Origin of the sequence: Sphaerisporangium sp. B11E5 (assembly GCF_039871875.1) — a bacterium.
Lineage (GTDB): Bacteria > Actinomycetota > Actinomycetes > Streptosporangiales > Streptosporangiaceae > Sphaerisporangium.
Genome location: NZ_JBDPMD010000111.1, coordinates 1 through 1,542 on the forward strand (window position 1 = coordinate 1; position 1,542 = coordinate 1,542).

The window sequence follows — 1,542 nt, forward strand, 5'->3', positions numbered from 1 at the left end:
CCATCGCCTTGGTTCTCCTTCGATCGTGGAACATCGAAAAGGATCACGCGATGGCCGTCCTCGTTTCACGACGCCACGCTGACTACCAGCCGAAACTCGTACACCACCTCCGTGGACGCAACCCACCGTCACCAACCGCAGTACGGCCACGTTCCGTGAGTGGGCGGCTGGTCCGTGTGGCGGGAATCGGCTGAGTGGTGGCCGGCTCGCTGTTGATGTGGTCTATGGGACGATGCCGCAAGGGATGGCGAACGGCGGGCGTACTCCCGCGGATGTCGCGATACTGGACCACTGTCCCGGGAAGAGCCGGCCGGGGCGCGTGCAGAAGTGTGTGGAAGAAGCCGGTCGGAGGGCCGGTGGGAGGGGCTGGGGCGGGTGGCGGTGGAGGGGCAGCGGGTCGCGGGGCGGTATCGGCTGGTTGGGGAGATCGGGCGTGGGGGGATGGGGGTGGTGTGGCTGGCGCATGACGAGTTGCTGGATCGGCAGGTGGCGGTCAAGGAGGTTGTTCACCGGGCGATGAGTGACGCCGACAGGGAGGCGTTCAATCGCCGGACCATCCGGGAGGCCCGTACGGCGGGGCGGCTGGATCATCCGTCGGTCGTGGTGGTGCACGACGTCATCGAGGAGGACGAGCGGCCGTGGATCGTCATGCAGTACGTGCGGTCGCGTTCGCTCGGTGAGGTGGTGAGGGACCAGGGGCCGCTGGATCCGCGTTCGGTGGCGGGGATCGGGGCGAACGTGCTGGACGCGTTGCGGGCTGCGCACGAGGCGGGGGTGTTGCATCGGGACGTCAAGCCGGAGAACGTGCTGCTCACCGATGGCGGGCGGGTGGTGCTGACGGACTTCGGGATCGCGACGATGCGGCAGGAGACGGCGCTCACCACTACGGGGAACCTGACCGGCACGCCCGCGTTCATGCCGCCGGAGCGGCTGCGGGGGCATCCGGCGGTGCCCGAGTCCGATCTGTGGTCGCTCGGGGCGACGTTGTACGCGGCGGTGGAGGGCAGGCCGCCGTTCGACCGGGGAGCGCCGGTGCCCACCATGGCCGCCGTGCTCAGCGACGATCCTGCCCCGACGCGGCGCGCGGGGGCGCTCGCCCCGGTGCTGGAGGGGCTGTTACGCAAGGAGCCCGCCCACCGCATGACGGCCGCGGACGCGGCGGAAGCCCTCCACCGCGTGGCCACGGGCGACCCGCCCCGCGCCTCCCGAGGCCGCGCGTCCCGCCGCGGCACCCCCCCAGACGCCGCGCCCGCCCCGCCGTACAGCTTCACCCTGCCCGGCGGCCGCGGCCGGGAGCTCACCACCGATGCCTCACCGGCCACCACGGGCTCGTCGCCCGAGCCACCCGGCCACCACGGCTCCTCCGGTCCGGCAGGACCCTACGGAGGCGGCACGGCGCCGGGCGGGTCCTATGGAGCCGGCGGGCCCGAGCCGGACGGCGCCTACGGGCACGGGTCCGAGCCGGGTGGTGCGCAGGGGTACGGGACCGGCTCGGGTGGGGCTTATGGTCATGGAGGCGGTCAGGGGGGGACGGCCTGGGGT

1 protein-coding gene is annotated in these 1,542 nt (G+C 72.4%); it reads left to right on the top strand.

Features of this window, described 5'->3' with window-relative positions; translation table 11 throughout:
• Positions 1-381: 381 nt before the first annotated feature.
• Positions 382-1,542, top strand: a 1,161-nt coding sequence (locus tag ABGB17_RS38745) for a protein kinase (protein WP_347639376.1), incomplete at its 3' end; no start/stop codon positions are given.